This is a genomic window from Pseudomonas sp. FW306-02-D09B (assembly GCF_058782685.1).
In genome coordinates this window covers 1-18,879 of record NZ_JBYSXY010000031.1, presented here as the reverse complement: position 1 = coordinate 18,879, position 18,879 = coordinate 1, and the positions used below count along the sequence as shown (strand labels likewise).

The 18,879-nt window shown below is 59.3% G+C and carries 20 protein-coding genes; 9 read left to right on the top strand and 11 right to left on the bottom strand.

Annotation, left to right across the window (positions count from 1 at the left end):
- Window positions 1-15: 15 nt before the first annotated feature.
- From dsbG to AC3WK5_RS28345, 4 genes are all read right to left on the bottom strand, one after another.
- Window positions 16-783, bottom strand: coding sequence for a thiol:disulfide interchange protein DsbG (dsbG, locus tag AC3WK5_RS28360; RefSeq protein WP_103319828.1), 768 nt, complete (start codon window positions 781-783; stop codon window positions 16-18).
- The gene (locus AC3WK5_RS28355) at window positions 759-1,625 is read right to left on the bottom strand and encodes a TlpA disulfide reductase family protein (RefSeq protein ID WP_103319829.1); all 867 of its coding nucleotides are present in this window, start codon (window positions 1,623-1,625) and stop codon (window positions 759-761) included. Before AC3WK5_RS28355 ends, dsbG begins: the two co-directional genes overlap by 25 nt.
- Window positions 1,625-3,361: a protein-disulfide reductase DsbD gene (gene dsbD / locus AC3WK5_RS28350; RefSeq protein ID WP_103319831.1), complete on the bottom strand. Its 1,737-nt coding sequence runs from the start codon at window positions 3,359-3,361 to the stop codon at window positions 1,625-1,627. The genes AC3WK5_RS28355 and dsbD overlap by 1 nt, the downstream gene beginning before the upstream one ends.
- Before the next feature lie 115 nt (window positions 3,362-3,476).
- The gene (locus AC3WK5_RS28345; protein WP_103319833.1) at window positions 3,477-4,181 is read right to left on the bottom strand and encodes a hypothetical protein; all 705 of its coding nucleotides are present in this window, start codon (window positions 4,179-4,181) and stop codon (window positions 3,477-3,479) included.
- Window positions 4,182-4,480: 299 nt separating this feature from the next.
- Between AC3WK5_RS28345 and AC3WK5_RS28340 the strand changes: the two genes are divergently transcribed.
- From AC3WK5_RS28340 to AC3WK5_RS28330, 3 genes are all read left to right on the top strand, one after another.
- The gene (locus AC3WK5_RS28340; RefSeq protein WP_054596403.1) at window positions 4,481-5,161 is read left to right on the top strand and encodes a response regulator; all 681 of its coding nucleotides are present in this window, start codon (window positions 4,481-4,483) and stop codon (window positions 5,159-5,161) included.
- Window positions 5,158-6,480 (top strand): ATP-binding protein, encoded by a 1,323-nt coding sequence (locus tag AC3WK5_RS28335; protein ID WP_177474940.1) that lies wholly within the window; start codon window positions 5,158-5,160, stop codon window positions 6,478-6,480. The genes AC3WK5_RS28340 and AC3WK5_RS28335 overlap by 4 nt, the downstream gene beginning before the upstream one ends.
- Before the next feature lie 205 nt (window positions 6,481-6,685).
- Entirely contained in the window at window positions 6,686-7,171 is a 486-nt protein-coding gene (locus AC3WK5_RS28330) for a GNAT family N-acetyltransferase (RefSeq protein WP_054596405.1), read from the top strand.
- A 102-nt stretch (window positions 7,172-7,273) separates the two neighbouring features.
- On the opposite strand, the gene AC3WK5_RS28325 is transcribed toward AC3WK5_RS28330, so the two are convergent.
- Window positions 7,274-8,101: a class I SAM-dependent methyltransferase gene (locus AC3WK5_RS28325; RefSeq protein ID WP_103319837.1), complete on the bottom strand. Its 828-nt coding sequence runs from the start codon at window positions 8,099-8,101 to the stop codon at window positions 7,274-7,276.
- 162 nt (window positions 8,102-8,263) lie between these two features.
- Window positions 8,264-8,722 (bottom strand): VOC family protein, encoded by a 459-nt coding sequence (locus tag AC3WK5_RS28320; RefSeq protein WP_054596407.1) that lies wholly within the window; start codon window positions 8,720-8,722, stop codon window positions 8,264-8,266.
- A 286-nt stretch (window positions 8,723-9,008) separates the two neighbouring features.
- On the opposite strand from AC3WK5_RS28320, the gene AC3WK5_RS28315 reads away from it, so the two are divergent.
- The 4 genes from AC3WK5_RS28315 (at window position 9,009) to AC3WK5_RS28300 (ending at window position 13,223) form a co-directional block, all read left to right on the top strand.
- Window positions 9,009-9,278: a hypothetical protein gene (locus tag AC3WK5_RS28315; protein WP_103319838.1), complete on the top strand. Its 270-nt coding sequence runs from the start codon at window positions 9,009-9,011 to the stop codon at window positions 9,276-9,278.
- Window positions 9,279-9,375: 97 nt separating this feature from the next.
- Window positions 9,376-9,990, top strand: coding sequence for a LysE family translocator (locus AC3WK5_RS28310; RefSeq protein ID WP_054596409.1), 615 nt, complete (start codon window positions 9,376-9,378; stop codon window positions 9,988-9,990).
- 196 nt (window positions 9,991-10,186) lie between these two features.
- Window positions 10,187-11,356 carry an aminotransferase class V-fold PLP-dependent enzyme gene (locus tag AC3WK5_RS28305; RefSeq protein WP_103319840.1) on the top strand — a complete coding sequence of 390 codons (1,170 nt, stop codon included), beginning with the start codon at window positions 10,187-10,189 and terminating at the stop codon, window positions 11,354-11,356.
- A gap of 58 nt (window positions 11,357-11,414) precedes the next feature.
- Entirely contained in the window at window positions 11,415-13,223 is a 1,809-nt protein-coding gene (locus AC3WK5_RS28300) for an aminopeptidase P family protein (protein WP_054596411.1), read from the top strand.
- A 15-nt stretch (window positions 13,224-13,238) separates the two neighbouring features.
- Here AC3WK5_RS28300 and AC3WK5_RS28295 read toward each other — a convergent pair whose 3' ends face one another.
- Entirely contained in the window at window positions 13,239-14,153 is a 915-nt protein-coding gene (locus AC3WK5_RS28295; RefSeq protein ID WP_103319843.1) for a LysR family transcriptional regulator, read from the bottom strand.
- 114 nt (window positions 14,154-14,267) lie between these two features.
- Here AC3WK5_RS28295 and AC3WK5_RS28290 point away from each other — a divergent pair, with 114 nt between their 5' ends.
- The gene (locus AC3WK5_RS28290; RefSeq protein WP_103319846.1) at window positions 14,268-15,266 is read left to right on the top strand and encodes a zinc-dependent alcohol dehydrogenase family protein; all 999 of its coding nucleotides are present in this window, start codon (window positions 14,268-14,270) and stop codon (window positions 15,264-15,266) included.
- On the opposite strand, the gene AC3WK5_RS28285 is transcribed toward AC3WK5_RS28290, so the two are convergent.
- Both AC3WK5_RS28285 and AC3WK5_RS28280 read right to left on the bottom strand, forming a co-directional pair.
- Window positions 15,263-15,853, bottom strand: a complete 591-nt coding sequence (locus tag AC3WK5_RS28285) for a 2-hydroxychromene-2-carboxylate isomerase (RefSeq protein ID WP_103319848.1) — start codon at window positions 15,851-15,853, stop codon at window positions 15,263-15,265. The two genes, AC3WK5_RS28290 and AC3WK5_RS28285, sit on opposite strands and share 4 nt — an antisense overlap.
- Window positions 15,854-15,889: 36 nt before the next feature.
- Window positions 15,890-16,630, bottom strand: coding sequence for an SDR family oxidoreductase (locus AC3WK5_RS28280; RefSeq protein WP_103319851.1), 741 nt, complete (start codon window positions 16,628-16,630; stop codon window positions 15,890-15,892).
- Window positions 16,631-16,721: 91 nt separating this feature from the next.
- On the opposite strand from AC3WK5_RS28280, the gene AC3WK5_RS28275 reads away from it, so the two are divergent.
- Window positions 16,722-17,291 carry a TetR/AcrR family transcriptional regulator gene (locus AC3WK5_RS28275; RefSeq protein ID WP_103319853.1) on the top strand — a complete coding sequence of 190 codons (570 nt, stop codon included), beginning with the start codon at window positions 16,722-16,724 and terminating at the stop codon, window positions 17,289-17,291.
- A 12-nt stretch (window positions 17,292-17,303) separates the two neighbouring features.
- On the opposite strand, the gene AC3WK5_RS28270 is transcribed toward AC3WK5_RS28275, so the two are convergent.
- Window positions 17,304-17,585, bottom strand: a complete 282-nt coding sequence (locus tag AC3WK5_RS28270) for a hypothetical protein (RefSeq protein ID WP_019692857.1) — start codon at window positions 17,583-17,585, stop codon at window positions 17,304-17,306.
- 167 nt (window positions 17,586-17,752) lie between these two features.
- Window positions 17,753-18,640, bottom strand: coding sequence for a threonine/homoserine exporter RhtA (gene rhtA, locus AC3WK5_RS28265; RefSeq protein WP_054596417.1), 888 nt, complete (start codon window positions 18,638-18,640; stop codon window positions 17,753-17,755).
- Window positions 18,641-18,879 lie beyond the last annotated feature (239 nt).

Below are 18,879 nucleotides of genomic sequence, written 5' to 3'. Positions count from 1 at the left end.
CCTGACGGCAAAAAACTACTTCGGCCCGAGAATCTTCACCAGTTTTTCCGGCGACGGCGCGCCTTGCTGTTGTTGCAATTCACCCTTGTCATCCATGTAGAAGATGGCCGGGGTGGCGGACAATTCGAGCTCTTCCATCAACTTCATATTGGCGTCGAGTTTGGCCTGGATCGCGGCGGGAATGCTTGTCAGCGCTTTCAACGAGCTTTGCTTGCCCGCCTTCTCGTGTTCCTCCAGGGCCTTGCCCGGGTCTTTGCTGGCCAACAGGGCAGCGGATTTGCCGGGGCTGTCCTCTCGGATGATCCCGACCATGATGTGCCGCAGCTGCACTTTGCCGGCCTTCACCCACGGCCGGGCCTGCTCCCAGAACATATTGCAGTAAGGGCAGTTCGGGTCGCTGAACAGGTAGACGGTGCGCGGTGCATCCTTGCTGCCGTCGGCGATCCAGTTGCTGGCTTCCATCTTCGCCCAGACTTCCTTGGCCATTGGCGCGTAGACCAGTTTTTGCAGCGGCTCGGCACTCAGGTCCTTGCCATCGGCGTCGTACAGGTTGCCGAGCAGCACGTGCTTGCCGTCGGGCGTCAGGTACAAGGCCATGCCGCGGTTCTGGTACTGCGCGGCATAACCACGCAAGCCATCGGGCGCATCGAAACTGCCGATGATTTTCGCGCCTTTTTCTTCGATCTTGCGGATCGCCGCAGGCAGTTCTTCGGCCTGCAGCATCGGGATTTGCAGCAGCGCTGCGCCCAGGGACAGCGTCAGCAGGTGGCGGAGGCGGGGCATGGCAGTTTCCTTGAAGGTGTGGCCTGTATGGCAGAAGTTGGGGAGTCGAAGTTTTCCAGGGCACGGGCCAGGCTGGCTTCCGATAATTCACCCAGGTGGCTACCGAGCATTCGGCCTTCGGCGCTGTAGAACAGCGTAGTCGGTAGCGCCATGGAGCCAACGGCCTGACTCAGTCGGCCGCCGCCATCGAACAGCACATTGGAAAGGCTCAGGCCTTGGGTTGCGAGGAAGGTGCTGACGCTTTGCATGCTTTCGGCCTGATTGACGAACAGAAAGGTCAGGTCGGGCCGATGTTGCTGGGCGTTCTCCAGCACCGGCATTTCACGCCGGCAGGGCGGGCACCAGGTGGCCCACAGGTTGATCACCAAGGGGCCGCCCTGATAATCGGCCAGTTGCACGGTTTCGCCGGCGGCGTTGCGCAAGACGATGTCCGGCAGGCGCGTGCCTTGTTCGTAGAGGTTCAGGGACAAACTTGCCAGCAACCAGAACAACAGGCCGCTGCCGACGCCCGCGCCCAACGGTTTGCGCAGATCTGGTCGGCGCCAACCCCGCAACAGCGTTGCCAACAGCAGGGCAATCACCCCGGGCCAGGCGAGGAAACCGCCATCGCGCAGGTCGATGATCTGCCACGGGTCATCACGGTAGTGGGCCCAGTAGGTGAGCACGAATCCCACTCTGGCCGCGAGCAAGCCCAGCAGGAACAGGCTGAACAGCACCGACTCGGGGTTCTCGCCACCGCGCTTGGCCACCCGCCAACCGACCAGGGTGGCCAGTGCCAGGGCACTGATCAGCAGCAGGTGGTTGAGCGCAATGGCAAAGGTGCCGAGGGTAAAGGTCAGCATTAACGAGCGTCCCGAGTCATGTTCCAGCGTTGGAGGAAACCGGCGGCATCCACCTCTCCGGTGATGCGCTGGCTACGGCGCTCGATGCCGTCGGTGCCGATCCACAACAGGCTTGGCGGCCCCGGCACTTTGTAACGGCCGAGCAGTTCACGGCTGGCAGCATTGTCGGCGGTCACGTCCAGGCGCAGCAAGCGGACATCTTCCAGCGCATCCATTACCTGGGGTTTGCCGAACACCTGTTTCTCCATGATCTTGCACGACACACACCAGTCAGCGTAGTAGTCCAGCAGCACCCACTGGCCCTGGGCGCGGGCAGTGTCGAGTTCGTGTTGCAGCGCAGCGGGATCCTTGACGGTGATGAAGGCGTCGTCAGCCGTGGGGCCGGCGACGCGGGTCGATGCCTGTGCACTGTAAACCTGCAATGGATTGAACAGGTCATCGCTGCCACCCGCAGCACCGATCAACAGCAGGCTGCCCCACAATCCGGAAAGCAGCGCCATGCCACCGAACACATGGGCGGCGCGGCCGAATCCACCGGTCTGGCGCCAGGCGCTGTAGGCGATGATCAACAGCAGCGCACCCCATAGACCAATCCATAGCGACTCATCAAGCACTGGCCGCACCATCACCAGCGCGGTACCGAGGAACAGAAAACCGAAGATGCCTTTGAGCAGGTTCATCCAGGTGCCGGGTTTGGGCAGGAAGCGGTTGCCGACGGTCACCAGCAACAGCAGCGGCAAGCCGATGCCGATGCCCATGGCGAACAGGATCAACCCTCCGTGCAGCGCGTTACCGCTCTGGGCGATGTACAGCAAGGCCCCAGCCAGCGGCGCGGTCATGCACGGGCCGACCAGCAATCCGGACAAGGCGCCGAGCACCCCGGCACCGATAAGGCTGCCGCCGCCTTGCTTGCGACTGGCGTTTTCCAGACGGTCACGCAGAGCGACTGGCAGTTGCAGTTCGAAGAAGCCGAACATCGGCAACGACAACAACACAAACACCACGGCGAAACTGCCGAGCAACCAGACGTTCTGCAACAAGGCCTGCAAGTTCGCACCGAGCAACGCGGCTACTACGCCCAGCGCCGCGTACACCAGCGCCATGCAGACCACATAACTGCCGGCCAAAGCGAAACCACGCTTGGGGCTGGCGCCGCTGCCGACGATCAAACCGGCGAGAATCGGCAGCATCGGTAACGAGCAAGGCGCGAAAGCCAGCAACAGTCCCAGACCAAAGAACACCAGCAAACTCCAGCCCAGCGCCCGCTGTTGCAGACCGCTGGCCAAGGCTTCATCCGGTGCTTGCGCGGCATTGACCGCCGCCGTGCTGCCACCGAGGTCGATCACCTGAGTTTGTGGCGGATAACACAAACCGGCATCGGCACAGCCCTGAAACCCCACTTTGATCTGGCCACTGGCACCGGCCGGGACTTTCAACTCCAGGCCCTGGCGATACACCTGCTGATCACCAAAAAACTCGTCACTGTGGGCTTCACCCAACGGCAGCGGCGGTTTATCCGCGTCGGGCAAACCGTCGAACTTCATCCGTTGCTGATAAAGGTAGTAGCCGTCGGCAATTTGCCAGAAGAGTTGGGTTTCGCCGGATTCAAGGCGTTCGGAGGTGAAAACAAAGGCTTTGCCGACCGGCAGGAAATCCGGTTTGGTGTCGAACGGGTTCGACGCCGCCTGGGCCAGCCCTGCGATGAAAAGAAAAAACAGTAGAAACAGACGACGCATGGGTAAGCCTTATCGCGGTGCAAGTAGGGTGCACGATGATGGGTGGCGATTAACCGATGATTAACCGCACCCATGGACAGTGCTCGCCTCGCAAGAAGCGGGTCCCGACGTACTCTCAGTCTCGCAATAGCCCCGGCCAGGACTCATCATTGACTGCGCACGGGCCGGTCTCGGCCCGGTTTTCGTGGATGTTGTATCTTATGTATTCATTATGGGTCAGAAAAATATAGTAATAACTGTCTGTAAAGGTTCGATCGTTTTGCGCTGCTGTAATGATTCGATCTTTGTAGTCTTGGAGTCCCGGCCAGGTTGTGTTCGTAATCGCTTCGTGTGTTAATTTGTTTTTACTAAAGTCAAGGTTGATGAAGTGTCCGTCATTCATGAGGAACCGAAATAAAGGAAGGCGGCCGTATAGCTGCCACCATGTGCCGGTGATAATGCGGTCAAAATAAGGGAGCAGTTGCCACCATCGCGAGTCTTTTACAGGCAGTGTGCTATTGACACTGTCGGTGTCCTGATTGTATTCACAGACCATTGGCGTGTCGCCCTCGTAATAGAATAGCCATAAAGTGTCCGCGTCAATTTTGTCTGCTTCCGGGGTTGTTGACATGATTCCGGTGGTGTTGAATCCAAAACGAAGGTTTTTAACGTGTTTGTCGAAATCCCCCCAGCGGCCGTTGACCGCTGTCGGGTATCCATTCGGAACTTTGTTGTCGCCAATGTTGAAGCGGGAGTAGGTGTTGGTATCCTTGAAGAAAAAGTAGATGAGGTCTTTTCCGGCGCGCCAATCGACGGCGACAAAGTTTTTCAGTGCTGGCACTTTCAGTTTCCTTTAACTGTGGGGTGTTTGTTTTGATGTTTCTGTTTTAAGGCTACCGTCAGGGCTGGATGCCGTGTTTTGTTTTTTACATGGATTTATTTCGATGCTGGACGAGGGTTTTAGTTGTGCTGTTGATTTGATATTTAGTTGTCGGGTAGGTCTGGCGTTGATGGCATGTACTTGACCTTCATTGCAAGGAAGGCGGGGCTGGGAATTCGTGCTTCTCTCCCGCCGCGGTCCCGGACATAATCGCGACTTAATGTCGGCTTGTTTGAATCGTGTTTTTTATGGAGTTCAGCATGCACGTACTGGTTTGCGAAGACGATGAGCTGATCGCCAGCGGCATCGTTGCCGGCCTCACGGCCCAGGGCCTGACCGTGGAGCATGTCGCCACGGCTTCGGCTGCCCGGGCGATGCTCAAGGTTGCCAAGTTCGACGTGATGGTGCTCGACCTGGGGCTGCCGGACGAAGATGGTCTGAAGCTGCTGCAGCAGTTGCGTCATCACGGCCTGGAGATTCCGGTGCTGATTCTGACCGCGCGCGATTCGGTGACCGACCGCGTCGATGGCCTGCAAGCGGGCGCCGATGACTATCTGCTCAAGCCCTTTGACCTGCGTGAATTGGCTGCGCGTCTGCACACCTTGCTGCGGCGGGTGGCGGGGCGCAGTGTCAATCTGATCGAGCATGGCGCCCTGACTTACGATCCGAGCAGCCGCGAAACGCTGCTGGCCGGTCAACCGGTAGACCTGTCGCGCCGCGAGCAATCGTTGTTGCAAGCCTTGCTGCACAACCGTGGCCGGGTGCTGTCGACCGAGCAACTCAAGGACAGCGTCTACGGGTTCAACGATGAACTGGAAAGCAACGCCCTCAACGTACATATCCATCACCTGCGACGTAAACTCGGCAACGGCATCGTTGAAACCGTGCGCGGGCTGGGTTATCGCCTTGGGCCGGCGGATGGCGGAGAGCAATCGAAGTGATGAGTTTGCGTTTGCGTCTGAGTCTGACCCTCGGCGCGGCCTTCGCGCTGATCTGGGCCCTGGCTGCGGCCTGGATGCTCAGCGACTTGCGCAATCAGATGATGTTTTCCCTCGACCAGCGGCTGGTGGCCTCGGCGCGTATGGTTGCCGGGTTGCTGGAGCAATTGCCGGCGCTGCCGAGCAAGGGCGATGGCACGCATTTCAGTGCTGAGCAGTTGAATATTCCGGGGGGCATGGCCTGTCAGGTCAGCTCCTTGCGCGGCGAGATTCTGGCCCGCAGTCACAGCACTCCCGAACAAACCCTGGAAGCTGAACAGATGGGCTTCCATGACCAGATGATCGACGGTGCGCGCTGGCGCAGTTTCACCTTGGCTCGCGGTGATGTGCGCATCACCACGGCCGACCGGCAAGTCGAGCGCGAGGCACTGAACATGTCGGTACTGCTGGCCGCGTCGGTGCCGGTGGGCGTCGCGTTGCTCGGTTGCCTGTGGCTGCTCTGGCTGGGGATCGGCCAAGGCCTGGCGCCGCTTAATCGCATGCGCGATGCCTTGATGCGCCGCAGCGCCGACTCCCTTGAGCCGTTGCAAATCCATCCGCTGCCGAGCGAACTGCAACCGTTGCTGGAAACCCAGAATCAGCTGTTCCAGCGAATCGGAAAGGCTATCGAGCGCGAGCGACGGCTGACTGGCGATGCCGCTCATGAGCTACGCAGCCCGTTGACGGCGATCAAGACGCACCTGCAAGTGGCGCGCATGACCGAAGGCGCCGCCCGCGATCAGTCCCTGGCCCGCGCCGAGGAAGGCGCCGATCGCTTGCACCGCACGCTTGAGCAATTGCTGTTGCTGGCGCGGGTCGAAGGCAGTCTGTCGTTCGACGATGGCGTGCAGTGCAGCGCCGAAGAGGTGGCCCGTCTGGCGATTCAAGACGCGGCTAGCGGTGATCGTCAGCGGATCAAACTGCACTTGCCAGCGAAGTACTCACAGGCACCGGTGCAGATGCCAGCCGTGCTGTCGATTGCCGCCTTGCGCAATCTGTTGGACAACGCCTTACGCCACACCCCGGCGGATGCGGCGGTGGAACTGAGCCTTGAAACCATGGGTAACCGCGTGCGTTTTCAGGTGCGCGACCATGGCCCCGGCATCGCCGCCGATGACCTGCAACACCTGACCCAGCGTTTCTGGCGCAACGGCGCAAGCACCGGCTGTGGGCTTGGGCTGGCGATTGTCCAGGCGATCGTCCAGCGCTGTGGCTGCGTGTTGCATTTCGACAGCCGTGCCGATGGCTTGCGGGTTGATCTGACGATGCCGTTGCAGCCCTGACTCCGCTATCGCGGGCAAGCCTTGCTCCTACAGGTTATAAGCCGGCTGCACGACTTGTGGACTACATCAATCCGTAGGAGCAAGGCTTGCCCGCGATAGCGATTTTCGCTGCACATCAAATGTAACTTCTCTCCATTAGTCACCTGACCCTCGCGGCGCTATCGTCCCTCGCAGCTTTGACTCAATGGAATGAGGTGATAGCGCTATGGATTCCCCCCTACACATTTGCAAGGCCGGGCCCGCGGACGCGGGGATTATCAGCCGGATCGTCGAGCGCTCGATCAAGGTCGGGTGCGCTGGGGATCACCGCAATGACCCGAAAGTCGTTGCGGCCTGGACCCACAACAAAACCGTTGAACATGTACAACCCTGGCTGACCGATCCACGCCTGTACCTGAACCTCGCGCTGTTGGACGACAAACCGATTGGGGTGGCCATGGCTGCTGTCAGCGGCAAGGTCGGGTTTTGTTACGTCCTGCCGGAATGGTTTCGCCGGGGTGCCGGGCAGGCGTTGATCCAGGGTCTCGAAATCTGGTTGATCGAGCATGGTTTCAGTCAGGCACGACTCAACAGCACCGGCACCAGTGAAGAGTTTTTTCAGCACCTTGGGTACCGACGCTGCGCAGAAGCCTTCAGTGTTGCCGGGCTCACGGCCGTCCCCATGAACAAGTTGCTGACAGCACTCCCATAGCAAGCCTCCCGAGGGTGTAACTCCTTGGAGCGCTGATGCGTTTCCAGAGCAGGTAAACCAGTACGTACGCGCCCTGGCCGGAATGCGCACCTGCCACCGTGCTCAGCCCCGGCGTTTCACCGCCTGCAATGTGTAACTCAGCGGCAGGCGCCACGGGGCTTCTTTCAAACGGTATTCGCCGTGGTCATCGCAGACCATCTGACCGGGCAAGGCGTTCCAGGGAATACTTTGATGCTCCACCAGACCGGTGATGTCCAGCCCGTGGGTCAGCAGCGCGGTGATGATTTCTCCCAGACCGTGGTTCCATGCATGCGTGACGGAGGCCTTGAGCCGCGCATCGGTCTCGACATAGGTGCATTCGTCATCCCAGACCAAAGGCTCTTCGCGCTCGAAATACGGGAACTCGACGGACAAGGCGTCTTCGCGGCCTTCGTTGATCGACCACAACATCGGGTGGCCCTCGCGGATGAACAAGCGTCCACCCGGCTTGAGCAGGTCGCTGACCGTGCGCGCCCACGTGTCGATACTCGGCAGCCAGCACAAGGCGCCGATGCCGGTGTAGACCAGATCGAACGAGGCGGGTGGCAACACAGAAGCCGCGTGGTAAACCTCGGATTCGACATACTCGATTAGCGCGCCGCTGCGCTCGGCCAACGCGCGTGCCTGGACGATGGCGGCCGGTGAGAAGTCGAGCCCGCTCATTTGCGCCCCGAGGCGGGCCAGCGAGAGCGTGTCGGTGCCGATGTGGCATTGCAGATGCACGCCGCGAAAGCCCGAGATATCCCCCAATAACGGTACGTCGAAGCGCACGACGTCGGAGAGGTGATAGGCGTCGTCGATGAAAGTCTGAGTCCCATATTCGGTTGAGGCGGCATGCAACGGGGCGCGTTCGTCCCAGTTGGCTTTGTTCAGTTTGATGTAGTCACTCATGCTGAAGACCTGTTCCTTGTCTATCCCTAGGGTGCGTTGGGCAGACTAGCACTCGGGTCTTCAGGTTTTCTTGAGGGTTTTTGTAAGCGCGGACGGCATCGCCCGTGGCTTCACAGAGGAAGCTTATGGGCGGGCGACGCCGTGTCCTGCGGGGGGAGGGGGTTACTGCTGTTTGAACATCTCCTTCGCCCGCGCTTCGATTTGCGCCTGAGTCAGGTTTTCCTTGCGCGACGACAGGAACCACACATGGCCGAAGGGATCCTTCAAGGTGCCCGAGCGGTCGCCGTAGAATTGATCTTTCACTTCCGAAACCACCGTGCCACCCGCCTTGATTGCCTGGGCGTAGCTTTTGTCCACATCCTCGACATACAGATGCAAACCCACGGACGGTGATTTGTCGGGGTTGCTCAGCGGACCTTGATCGCACGGTGTACCGAGCATGATGGCGCAGTCGCCAATTCGCAGTTCAGCATGGCCGACGCTGCCGTCGGGCATCGCCAGACGCATGACTTCCGTAGCGCCAAAGGCTTTTTTGTAAAAGTCGATCGCCTCGGCGGCTTTCTGGATTCCCAGGTAGGGCGTGACGCTGTGATAACCCTCGGGAATGGGTTTAACGCTCATGACCGTTCTCCATATTCTTGTGGGTGGATGTTGCAAATCCTTCGCCGATTTCCGGTCGATTCACTATAGGTCAGCGCCAATAAGGCGACCGAGTGGCCGACGGGTTGCAGCATCGCCACTGTTGCGCCATCAACGATGAACCGGCAGTTCGTTTCGAAGGCCCATACAAAACGGCAGCAAGTCTCGAAACGGTCGATAGCGACTATCGAGAGCGATGATTTTTGTCGCTCAAGGGGCGGGAGTAGCCTGTGTTCGTTGCTCAAGACCGCCCGCAGGAAGCCTCTCCATGAACCATTTGCTCGTTACCTCATTGTTGTTGGTTGCCTCGGTGCTCGCCGGTTGCGCCAGTCATCCTGCTCCCGAATTGCGCCCGTATACCGCCGAAGAAACCCAAGAGCTGGCGATGGAAGCCTTGAATCGTCGCGGTTTGTCGTTTGATGAATACCAGGCAAAAAAAGCCGAATTGCTTGGCCAGCCGCAGAAGACGTTCGGTTACGACCAGCGTGGCGAGATGAACGCCGAGCGCGCTGTGGCTGTTCACGGCCACGCCAGCTAAGCGACTGTACCGCTCGAAGTTTCACGTAACTGTCCGTGGGTTTCACACGGGGGCTGCGATAGGGTCAACACCTGACTGACCCTGACGGACTCGCCCCATGACACTCTCGCTGGATTTACTGCTGGGTTTTGCCTTGTTCGCCCTGGTGACCTCGATCACCCCCGGCCCCAACAACACGATGTTGCTGGCCTCTGGCGTCAATTTCGGCTTCAACCGCTCCATCCCTCATATGCTCGGCATCAGCTGCGGCTTCTTCGTCCTTGTGCTCGCCGTCGGTTTTGGCCTGGGCGCGGTGTTTCAAACCTATCCTGTGCTGTACAGCGTGCTGCGCTATGTCGGCGCGGCCTATCTGCTGTACCTGGCGTGGAAAATCGCCCATTCGGGTCCTGTCCCCGAAGCCGAACAAGGTCACGCCAAGCCCATCAGCTACTGGGGCGCGGCGGCGTTTCAGTGGGTCAACCCCAAGGCCTGGATCATGGCAATTGGTGCAATCAGTACCTACACACCGCTGCAGGGCTATTTCACCAATGTGATCGTCATCGCTGCGGTATTCGCTATCATCAACCTGCCGAGCGTCAGTGTCTGGGCGGCTTGCGGCAGCCTGTTGCGCAATGTCCTGCGTGATCGGCGCTGGTTGCGGGTGTTCAACTGGGGCATGGCCCTGCTGCTGGTCGCTTCGCTGTATCCGATGCTGCACGAGAGCTTTAGCTGACTTGCGCTTCAACCCGGTGTCCGATGCCTGTTAAGCTCGACTTCAGGAGCGTTCCTACGCACTTTGAAATGAAGTCGTACTTCTTTAACGGCATCCGATCAGGTATTGCTGATTTCCCGCAGTTTTCACACCACCTCCAGTGCGGTGCTTTCAGCGAATACACCTGATCCCGGAACAAGCTCTGCGAGTCTTTTTTATGAATAAACGTCCTTTGTATTTTGATTACGCCGCCACCACTCCGGTGGATGAGCGGGTCATTCAGGTGATGGTCGACTGTCTGGGGTTCAGCGGTAACTTCGGCAATCCGGCCTCCAGCTCCCACGCTTATGGCCAGCAGGCCAGACGTTCGGTCGAGCAGGCGCGCCAGCAAGTCGCTGATCTGGTGGGCGCGAAAGCGCAGCAGATCGTCTGGACTTCCGGCGCCACCGAATCCAACAACCTCGCCCTCAAAGGCGTGGCCCAGGCCCGCGGGCAGTCCGGCGGGCACATCATCACCAGCCAGATCGAGCACAAGGCGATCCTCGATACCGCCAGGCAATTGCAGGACGCCGGGGTTGCCGTGACTTATCTGCTGCCGGATGCCGAAGGCTTGATCACTGCGCAAGCAGTCAGCGAGGCACTGCGCGAAGACACTTTTCTGGTGTCGCTGATGCTGGTCAACAACGAGCTCGGTACTGTCAACGACATCCCGGCCATCGGTCAGCGGGTGCGTGAGCACGGCGCGCTGTTTCACGTCGACGCCGCGCAGGGCGCGGGCAAGGTAGCGATTGATCTGGCCCAATGGCCGGTGGACCTGATGTCGTTTTCCGCGCACAAGATCTATGGTCCCAAGGGGATTGGCGCACTCTACGTCGGCCCGCGTGCCCAGCAGCGCTTGCAGGCGCAGATCCATGGCGGTGGGCACGAGGGCGGTTTACGCTCCGGGACCCTGGCCACGCATCAGATCGCAGCCATGGGTGCAGCCTTTGCGCTGGCGGCTGAACACTTTGCCGAAGAGGCGGCGACTATCGCCCGTCTGCGCGAGCGCTTGCTTGGGCAGCTCAGCGGTATTGCCGGTCTACGCTTGAACGGCAGCCCGACCCAACGCATTCCCCATACCCTAAGCCTGACCTTCAATGAGGGCGAGTTCAATTCCCAGGCCTTGAGTGCTTCGATCGCCTTCTCTGCGACGTCGGCCTGCAACTCCGCGAGCAATGCGCCGTCCCATGTGCTGCTGGCTCTGGGGCACGAAGTGCGGGCAGCGGGTCGGACCATTCGCTTGAGTCTTGGGCGTTTCACCACCGAGCAGGACATCGATCAGGCCGCACAATTGATTAAAGCAGCAACCGCCAGTGCACCGGCGTTCTGGGCTACCGCCCAATCCTGATGCGCAGACCAAAAGTCAGCGCCCTATAACAAAATTAAAGTGGTTAGCAGGAGACATGATGAGTACGCAGCCTTTGACCCATGGAACGGTTCCCCAGCGCCTGGCGCATACCCGCGAGCTGATGAGCCGGGAGGGCATCCACGCCCTGCTGGTGCCGTCGGCCGACCCGCATTTGTCGGAATACCTGCCGGGTTACTGGCAAGGGCGGCAATGGTTGTCGGGCTTTCATGGCTCGGTCGGCACGTTGATTGTTACCCAGGACTTCGCGGGTGTTTGGGCCGACAGTCGCTACTGGGAACAGGCGACCAAGGAACTCAAGGGCAGCGGCATCGAGTTGGTAAAATTGCAGCCTGGTCAACCCGGCCCGCTGGACTGGCTGGCCGAACAAACTCCGGAAGGGGGCGTGGTTGCGGTCGATGGCGCGGTGATGGCCGTGGCGTCGGCACGCTCACTGAGCAGCAAGCTTGAGGAGCGTGGCGCACGGCTGCGCACCGATATCGATCTGTTGAACGAGGTCTGGAGCGACCGTCCGAGCCTGCCGAATCAACCGATCTATCAGCACTTGCCGCCGCAGGCCACCGTCAGCCGTGGCGAGAAACTCGCCAAGCTGCGTGAAAGCCTGAAAGCGCGCGGTGCCGATTGGCACTTTATCGCCACCCTCGACGACATCGCCTGGCTGTTCAACCTGCGCGGCGGTGATGTGTCGTTCAACCCGGTATTCGTGTCCTTCGCCCTGATCGGCCAGCAGCAGGCAACCTTGTTTGTCGCGCTGAGCAAGGTCGATGCGCCATTGCGCGCGATCCTCGAACAGGACGGCGTCACCCTGCGCGACTACAGCGAAGTGGCCTCGGCGCTGGCTGCCGTGCCAAATGGGGCAAGCCTGCAAGTCGATCCAGCACGGGTGACTAGCGGTTTGCTGAATAACCTCGGCAGCGGCGTGAAGCTGATTGAAGGTCTGAACCCGACCACCCTCGCCAAGTCGCAGAAAAGTCTCGCCGATGCCGAACACATCCGTCAGGCCATGGAACAGGACGGCGCGGCGCTCTGCGAGTTTTTCACCTGGCTCGACAGCGCCCTGGGTCGTGAACGCATCACCGAACTGACCATCGACGAACACCTGACCGCCGCCCGTACCCGTCGTCCGGGGTATGTGTCGCTGAGCTTCAACACGATTGCCGCCTTCAACGCCAACGGTGCGATGCCGCACTACCACGCGACCGAAGAAGAGCACGCGGTGATCGAAGGTGACGGCCTGTTGCTGATCGACTCCGGCGGCCAGTACCTGGGCGGTACCACCGACATTACGCGGATGGTGCCGGTGGGCACGCCGACCGCCGAGCAGAAACGCGACTGTACGCGCGTCCTCAAGGGTGTGATTGCCTTGTCCCGTGCGCAGTTCCCGCGCGGCATTCTTTCGCCGTTGCTCGACGCCATCGCACGTGCGCCGATCTGGGCAGAGAGCGTCGATTATGGTCACGGCACCGGGCATGGCGTCGGCTACTTCCTGAACGTTCACGAAGGCCCGCAAGTGATTGCCTACCAAGCCGCACCGGCGCCGCAAACCGCGATGCAGCCGGGGATGATCACCTCGATCGAACCGGGCACTTATCGTCCAGGTCGTTGGGGCGTGCGGATCGAGAACCTGGTGTTGAACCGCGAGGCGGGCAGCAGCGAGTTTGGCGAGTTCCTCAAGTTCGAAACCCTGACCTTGTGCCCGATCGACACCCGTTGCCTGGAGCCTTCGTTGCTGACTCAGGACGAGCGCGAGTGGCTTAACGCTTACCACGCACAAGTTCGTGAACGTTTGAGCCCTTTGCTTGACGGTGCTGCGCTGGCGTGGCTGAACACCCGAACCGCCGCGATCTGAGTCGGTGGTGCGCCGTCAGTCTTCGGACGGCGGCGTAAGCTCGGGTGCGTGGGCGAGTACATCGCTCATGTAGTCGACGAACGCCTTGACCCTGGCCGATTGGCGACGATTGGCCGGGGACACCGCATGGATCGGCAACGCTTGTGCGCGGTAGTCCTGCAGGATCGCGATCACCCGACCAGCCTTCAAATCCTCGCTGAATAACCACACCGGCGACAGCGCAATACCCAGCCCGCCCAATACCATCTCGCGTATGGCCTCCGAACTGTTGCTCTGGGCGTTGCCTTTGATCCGCACGCTGTGGCGCTGAGCGTTTTTTTCGTAGATCCACTGATTCTGGCTGCTCAGCAGGTTGAACAGCAGGCAGTTATGCTGGCTCAGCTCTTCCGGTGTGTGTGGTTGGCCACGGCGAGCCAGATAGTTGGGACTGGCGACGGTGACTCGATGGGTGGTGCCGATCTGCCGGGCGATCAAACCGCTGTCGCTCAACTCGCCAATGCGTAATGTGACGTCCAGGCCTTCGCTGACCAGATCCTGATTCTGATCGCTGAGCTGTAAATCGATTTCAACGTGTGGATAGCGCTCAAGGAAATCCGGCAGTCGCGCAGCAATCTGCAATCGCCCGAAACTGACGGAGGAGCCCACTCGCAAAGGTCCGGCGACCGCTTCCCGTCCGGACTGAAAGCTGTGTTCGGCCGCGTCGACCGCCGCAAGAATCTGTCGGCATTCGTTGTAGTAACGCTGGCCTTCGTCGGTCAGCGAAAGCTGGCGAGTACTACGGGCAATCAGCTTGCCTCCAAGCTCTGTTTCCAGAGCCCGGAGGATTTTGCTGATGGTCGGTTGGCTGGTCTGCAGTTCCCGAGCGACAGCAGAGAAACTGCCGCGCTCGACTACTCTTACGAAAACCGCCATTGCATTGAGTTTGTCCAAGGGCTTTCTCATTGATTCCAAATAGGCATGGTCACTATAGCTATATAGCGTCTTATCGGCATGAGTGGGCGGGCGGATGATCAACGCAACTCTCCACTGACATGAGATTGCGAAATGACTGACTCACTTGAAATGCTCGCCCTGATCGTCGACTCAGCCAATGCACCGTTTCGTTTGGCCTCCATCCCTAAGCCCGTGCCTGAAGCGGGGCAGGTGTTGGTCAGAATCATCGCCAGTGGGGTGAATCAATTGGATGGGAAAATCCGCGCCGGGGAGGCAGCTCATGCCCGTCAGCCATTGCCGGCGGTGCTGGGTATGGATCTGGCAGGGATTGTCGAAGCGCTCGGTGCCGGGGTCAGCGATTGGCAGGTCGGCGATCAGGTGTATGGCATGGCGACCGGGATTGGCGGTCAGCAAGGCTCACTGGCGCAATTCGCCGCTGTTGATGCGCGGTTGCTGGCGCGCAAACCGATCAATCTGAGCATGACTGAGGCGGCAGCGCTGCCGCTGGTGTTGATCACCGCGTGGGAAGGCTTGCTGGATCGCGCTCGGGTTCAGACTGATCACAAGGTATTGATTCACGGTGGCGCTGGTGGCGTCGGGCATGTGGCGGTGCAGTTGGCCCGGGCATTCGGTGCCGAGGTATTTGCCACGGGGTCGGCGAGGCAGCAGGCGATTATCGAAAGCCTCGGTGCAACCTTTATCGACTACCGCCAGCAGTCGGTTGAACAGTATGTACAGCAGCATACGGCGGGGGAGGGTTTCGATATCGTTTATGACACAGTCGGAGGCGAGACGCTGGATGCGTCGTTCAAGGCTGTGCGCACTTATCAGGGGCACGTGTTGAGCTGTCTCGGCTGGGGGCAACACAGTCTGGCGCCATTGTCGTTCCGGGCGGCGAGTTACTCTGGAGTCTTCACGTTGCTGCCTTTGCTGACCGGTAACGGTCGCGAGCGGCACGGACAGATACTTGGCGAGGCCGCGAAGTTGATTGAAGCAGGCTTGTTGAAGCCTTTGCTCGATCCCCGGCGGTTCACGCTGCAAACCGCCGAGGCAGCCTATGACCTGCAAGCCTCGGGTGAGGCGCAGGGTCGACTGGTTATCGAGATCTAGCCCAAGGCCTCACGGACGAAATCCAAGCGATCCTGACCGAAGAACAATTCGTTATCGACAAACATGCTCGGCGCACCGAACACGCCGCGCTGGATCGCCTGTTCGGTTTTGTCCTTGAGTGCGGCTTTGACTTCCTCATCGGCGGTCAATGCCAGCGCTTCATCAGGGTCAAAGCCATGCTCGGCCAACACCGCGGCGACGGTCGCCGGGTCGTTGAGGTTGCGGCCATCAACCCAGAGCGCACGGAACAGGCAATCAATAAAATCGAGGAAACGCTCGGGGTGTCGTAGCTGGATGCCGGTGACGGCGCGCATCAACAAAAGGGTATTGATGGGAAAGTACGGATTGAGCTGGAATGGCACGTCGTAGCGCTTGGCGTAACGATTCAGGTCCAGGAACATGTAATGCCCCTTGGCCGGAATCGTTGCCGGCGAGGCATTGCCGGTGGCCTTGAATACGCCACCTAGCAGCATCGGTTGATAGATCAGCTGGCTACCGGTTTGCTCACAAATTTTCGGTAGTTGGGTATAGGCCAGGTAAGTGGCAGGGCTGCCGAGGTCGAAGAAGAACTCTACGCGTTTGCTCATGTTCGATGCACTCTGATTATTGTTAGAGAGGATGGCTTACCAGCGTTCGCTCCAGGGCCGCAGATCCAGTTCGAAGGTCCACGCATCGCGAGGCTGGCTGTGCAGGTACCAGTAGTTCTCGGCGATGTGTTCTGGGTTGAGAATCCCGTCCTGATCCTTGAGGGCATACTTTTCCGGGAAGCTGTCGCGAATGAAGTCGGTATCGATCGCGCCATCTACCACGACATGGGCGACATGAATGTTCATCGGGCCCAGTTCCCGCGCCATGCTTTGGGCCAGGGCGCGGATGCCATGCTTGGCGCCGGCGAACGCCGCGAAGCCAGCAGCACCGCGCATGCCGGCGGTGGCCCCGGTGAATAGAATAGTGCCGCGTTGTCGGGTGGCCATACGCTTGGCCACTTCACGGCCGTTCAAGAATCCAGAGAAACAGGCCATTTCCCAGATCTTGAAATACTTGCGGGCGGTTTCTTCAAGAATGCTGCACGGCACATTGGCGCCGATGTTGAAGACGAACGCCTCGATCGGGCCGATCTGGCTTTCGATTTGTTCAACCAGCGCGACGACATCCTCTTCCTTGCGCGCATCACACGCAAAACCGTGGACTTCACCGCCACTGGCCTGAATGGCATCGACCAATGGCTGCAACTTGTCTGCGCTGCGACGAGTGACGCAGGCAACAAACCCTTCCTGTGCGAAACGCTTGGCAATAGCTCCGCCGGTGGCATCGCCAGCACCGACAACCAGTACGACTTTCTTGTTATTGCTAGTTGTGGTCATAGTCATCTCTCTTTGGTAAACGATCGTTAGCCAAACGAACGTTATGCTACGATCTTGAAGACGTCAAGGCGATGGATTCTCGGGAGAAGCGATGCGTTACTCAGCCAGTCACAAGTTGGAAACCAGGCAGAAGCTGCTTGAAAGCAGCTCGGTGTCAGCCAAGAAAGAAGGTTTTTGCACGGTGGGGGTCGATGGCTTGATGAAGGCCATCGGGCTCAGTGGCGGTGCGTTTTACAGCCACTTTTCCTCGAAAGACGAACTCTTCAGCTCGATCGTCGAGCGTGAGCTGTGTCAGAGCCTTGAGCGATTGAGCGGTAATGGCGAGCTGAGTCGAGCCAAGCTGGAGCGCTGTCTCAAGCATTACTTGAGCATGGCGCATGTCGAGCATCCCGAGTCCGGGTGCGCACTGCCGACATTGGGCGCCGAGATCGCTCGCTCGGACATCGCGGTACGCCAGCAAGCCGAGCAGTGGATCTGTCGGCTGCAGGAAAGTTGGGCGCGCATCCTGGAGAGTGACAGCCTGGCCTGGGCCATTCTGTCGCAGTGCGTTGGCGCGCTGGTGGTTGCGCGAATGCTGGTGAATCCGGAGGTCCAGCGCACCGTACTGCATTCCAGCTACGAAGAAATCGGACGCCAGATAGCCGGTCAACGCGCTGAATAGGAGCGCACCTGGTTACTTGCAGATGACGATCATGCTGCGGCTGGTATAGCCAGCAGGGTTGAGTCCAAACGGATAGTCACCCGGGTCTTCCACGGCGTCTCCGGATTTGGCGATCACCTTGTAGCCATTCGGCCCGCATGAGTTGGCCGCACTGGTGTAGCACTTGTCCCAGGAAGAAGAGAGGCCTGAGCAGTTAATGTGCAGGCCTTTTTTTCCGCGTTTGACCTCAGTCCTGGAGGTCGCAGCGCAACCCGCAATGGCCAGTACAACAAGCAATACCAAAAATCGTTTCATTCCAATCCCTATTACGGTCTCGGGTCTGGTGCCCGAGTCTGCCAGCATGCGCTTTCGTTTTTATCGTTAGTGATATCCCTATCCGAAAAAGTCCATGTCTGACATTGAGTTGTGGCTAAACATGGCTCAATTGAGCGGTAAATACCAGACCTTCGTAAAAGCGCGTATCAATCTACTGCTACCAAAGGCTTGGACTCACTGCGCATGGTCATGGTCGCGCCTACGGATGCCAGAATGATGCAAGTGATGGCCATCCACTGTGCCAGGGACAAGTATTCGTGCAGAAACAGCAGCCCGGACAATGCGCCGAATGCGGGCTCGATGCTCATCAGTGTGCCGAAGGTTCGCGCCGGCATTCGGGTGAGGGCGATCATCTCAAGGGTATACGGAAGGGCAGTGGACAGAACGGCTACGCCAATAGCGATGGGGATCAGTGACGGTGTGAGCAACGCGGCTCCGGCATGGACGATGCCTATAGGCGCAACGAAGAGTGCTGCAATCATGACACCCAACGCGGCGGTCTGGACGCCGTTATCTGCCCCGGCTTTCTGACCGAACAGAATGTACAGTGCCCAACATACCCCGGCGCCGAGAGCATAACCGGCGCCTATGAGGTCGATGCTCGTGTTTGTTGCGTCTGTAGGTATAAGTAGCAGCAAACCGACGATGGCCAGACCGATCCACAGAAAGTCGATCGCCTTGCGTGAGGCATAAATTGCCACTGCCAGTGGGCCCGTGAACTCCAGAGCAACGGCAATTCCGAGTGGGACAGTCCTGAGGGACATATAGAAGAGGAAGTTCATGCCGCCCAGCGCCATGCCGTAGACGATGACGGTGCGTAAGGACTTGGCGGTGAGCCTCGCATTCCAGGGGCGCAGTAGCAGCAACATGATCACGCTGGCGAAAATCAGTCGCAGGGTGGTCGTCCCTTGCGCCCCGACTATTGGGAACATGCTTTTTGCCAGGGAGGCTCCAGACTGGATCGACGCCATGGCTATTAATAGCAGGCCAACCGGGAACAGAGTCGATGCAAGGCTGCGGGGCTGGTCATTCATTGCGTATCGTCGTCCGAAGTGAGAGGCGAGAGAGTGTACGGCTGGCATATCATGCTTAGCTACTAGGTGTTGAGCAATATACTGCGCACTCTTTGTTGGCGCCTCTATATATAGGCCGTAACGAGTGCCGTTTTTCGATTTCTGATAGAAAAACCAAATTAGGTGTTGACGGCAGATTCTGGAAGTCTATAATTCGCCCCACTTCCGGCGCAGTCGAAACGGAAAACTCCTTGGTAAAC